Annotated in this window: 4 protein-coding genes; 2 read left to right on the top strand and 2 right to left on the bottom strand. The window is 41.5% G+C overall.

The window, feature by feature from the left end; genetic code table 11:
* Window positions 1–90: 90 nt before the first annotated feature.
* The gene (locus V7K41_RS07120) at window positions 91–597 is read left to right on the top strand and encodes a WD40 repeat domain-containing protein (protein ID WP_442943145.1); all 507 of its coding nucleotides are present in this window, start codon (window positions 91–93) and stop codon (window positions 595–597) included.
* 154 nt (window positions 598–751) lie between these two features.
* Here V7K41_RS07120 and V7K41_RS07115 read toward each other — a convergent pair whose 3' ends face one another.
* Window positions 752–1,216, bottom strand: a complete 465-nt coding sequence (locus V7K41_RS07115; RefSeq protein WP_442943144.1) for a GFA family protein — start codon at window positions 1,214–1,216, stop codon at window positions 752–754.
* Window positions 1,217–1,456: 240 nt separating this feature from the next.
* Complete coding sequence (locus V7K41_RS07110) at window positions 1,457–1,636, bottom strand: hypothetical protein (RefSeq protein ID WP_334846772.1); 180 nt, start codon at window positions 1,634–1,636, stop codon at window positions 1,457–1,459.
* A 100-nt stretch (window positions 1,637–1,736) separates the two neighbouring features.
* Here V7K41_RS07110 and gntT point away from each other — a divergent pair.
* The coding region (gene gntT, locus V7K41_RS07105; RefSeq protein ID WP_334846770.1) for a guanitoxin biosynthesis MATE family efflux transporter GntT at window positions 1,737–3,060 on the top strand (1,324 nt) is incomplete at its 3' end.

The raw sequence follows: 3,060 nt of genomic DNA, 5'->3' as shown, positions 1-3,060 counted from the left end.
TTACCCTAGCCCGGATAGTCCCACTTTGTTTCCAACTTGATTGCCTATCAGGCAAGTCCTTTTGTCAATAGGGTTTGAGACGCGCTAACCCTGGACCCTGACGCTTATCAAAAAGGATTTGAGAACTTCAAGATTGAACCAGCCACTTTTAGCCAGGATGGTAAGACCTTATTTGCTACAAATGGTTCTATGCTTCAGTCGTGGAATGTGAAAACTGGTAAACGAACAGCCAGTTTCGATGCGAAATCATCAATTTATGCTGTCGCTATTAGCCCAGATAGAAACACTCTAGCTACTGGCATTCGAGACAATGCAATTAAGCTGTGGAATATTAATGATGGTAAACTCATTCACACTTTTACTGGTCATCAAGGTGAAGTCAGAACTGTTGCCTTTAGCCCAGATGGAACACTACTGGCTAGTGGTAGCCGGGATGGCACTGTTAAATTATGGAATGTCACTACTGGTAAAGAAATCAGCACTTTTACAGCACACAAGTTACAAGTTTGGTCTGTCGCTTTCAATCCCAATGGTAAAACACTCGCTAGTGCTGGGCAGGATGGTAGTATTAAGATTTGGCGTGTATCTTCACAATGAATCTACGGGCGTAACTTAATCATTTTCACCACCGACCCCAAACCGCCAAGGATGTGTAGAAGACTCCACCCAACATCACCTTCACATTGAGCGCAACAGAGCAAGTAGCTCCTGAAAGGGGTCGAAGATTAGGGAAGGTTTCAAGTTCCAGTCATCATAAAGGTTTCGATGCTTGCTTGGTGTATTCTTCTATCAGGGAAGCATAGTCTTCTTCTTTGGGCAGGGTCTCGAAGCTATGAACCGCAGAGGTCGTCGCCCATGTCAGCTTTTCCCTTGTCCAAGTTTCGATGAAAGGCGTGAACCATGACACATCATCCAGCATCGTCACCCGAAGGTTAACGAACTCGTCCATTCCTTCAGGCCGAGTAAATATCCAACTCATGCAGTGTGGGCAGAAGTAATGGCGGGTTGCGCCATGCAAACCGCCGATGGTCGGCTGACCTTTGAGTATTGAGAACCCAACGCTTGGAATCGCAACGCTTAAAGAAAAAGCGCTGGCGGTCATTCGCTGGCAACCCGTGCAGTGACAAGCCATTGTCAGCAAAGGCGGGGCACTCACCTGAAGCCGTATCTGTCCACAACGACATCTGCCTGACCAGGGCAAATTCCGGTCGTTCATGATCTGCTGCCTCCGTTCTCTATTCATCTTCATTCTTAACTAACAATAATATTTGATGAATTTATCTGCAAATACAAAAAAGGGAAGAGAAAGCAACATGGAATCGAATACTTTATCGCAAATCCTGTCCAAAATTGGGGAGTATTTTCCGGCAAACCGAGGGGCGATTTTTTGGTGCTTGTTAGGCAACCCCACAAGCAGAAGACAATGCTTGACGGTGCTGTTCTTCTTGAACCCCGATCAGGTGTAATTAGGCCATCGCCTACACAGCAAATCCTCAAGTTGTACCTTTACTTGGTTTAAAAACCCGCAGATGCGATCGCTTTTATGTAACCGATAAGCGATTTGATAGGTTTTTCCAAACGATCGCATTGTGGGAGAATAGGCTGCTAGATATCGATAACTCTTGTAGGTAAGCATCCTGCCTGACCAGTATATGCAATTTAAATGTGGAACAGCTTAGTTAGTATTGTTATTTCTAAATTACAATTTCTAGCAGGGGTCAAGGGATTTAGTAATTTTGTCTATCTTTGCTCAACGTTCAGTATTCATCCACCATTTTCTAAAACTTGCATCTGTAAATGTTCTTTCAAATCTAATGGTTCCGTTGGCAGGACTAATAGATGTAATGTTTTTAGGACATTTAACGGAGATTCGTCATTTAGCAGGTGTGGCACTGGCAACAATTTTATTCAATTATATTTATTGGACATTCGGTTTCTTACGCATGGGTACAACTGGAATGGTTGCACAGGCTATAGGGCGTAAAGATAACCAATCGGCAGTATTGATTGGTTTACAGCATGGAATTTTAGCACTGATATTAGGACTCGCCATCCTGATATTTCAACAACCTTTACAAATATTAGGGTTTGCAATTCTAAGTGCTACACCAGAAGTTAAAAGTTCTGGAGTCGATTTCTATAATGCTTTAGTGTGGGGTGCCCCAGCAACATTGATTAATTTTGTCTTGATTGGTTGGTTTCTTGGACAAGCACAAAGTAGTAAAGTGTTGTTGCTTTCAGCTATTAGCAATTGTGCAAATGTACTACTAGATTATCTATTTATTGTTCAGTGGAGATGGTCAAGTAGAGGAGCTGGGTTAGCGACAGCCACTAGTCAGTATCTGATGCTGATGGCAGGTATTTTGCTATATTGTCAAACAATTTCATTTAAACAAATACAAGCTTTAATTGGGGAACTATTTGACCTGTCTGCTTTAAAATCAGCTTTCATGGTGAATGGAGAAATTATTATTCGGACTTTTGCTTTAATTTCGACAATGGCGATGTTTAGCAACCTTAGTTCTATGTTAGGAACTGAAATTCTGGCGGCAAATACCCTGCTGATGCAAGTTGTGAGCTTGGCAGCATATTTCATTGATGGCTTGGCATTCGCTACTGAGAGCTTGGCTGGAATTTTTCAAGGTAGTGGAAATATTACTTCTTTAAAACAACTGTTGCAAACTTCTGTAGTCAGTAGCTTGGTTATCGGATTAGTGTTTTCTACTGCATTTATTTTTGCCCCAGAATCACTGTTAAGATTGCTGACTAATCATACTGAAATTATCAATAATTTACGCTCTTATATTCCTTGGTTGTTACCAGTTTTAGGTTTTGGCTCAGTCGCTTATGCGCTAGACGGTTATTTTCTAGGGTTGACTCAAGGTCATACACTTCGTCAAGCTATGCTAAAAGCCACTGTAATCGGTTTTATTCCATCAGCAATTACAGCAATGTATTTCCATAATAGTCATTTACTATGGCTATCAATGTCTTTATTTATGGCAACAAGAACAATAACTTTGGCATTGTGCGTACCAAAATCATTTTGTAAAAAACAGT

It is taken from the genome of Nostoc sp. (genome assembly GCF_036917415.1).
In the GTDB taxonomy this organism is placed as follows: Bacteria; Cyanobacteriota; Cyanobacteriia; order Cyanobacteriales; family Nostocaceae; genus Nostoc.
The sequence above is the reverse complement of the archived record's forward strand: the minus strand, read 5'-3'. Positions and strand labels throughout refer to the sequence as shown.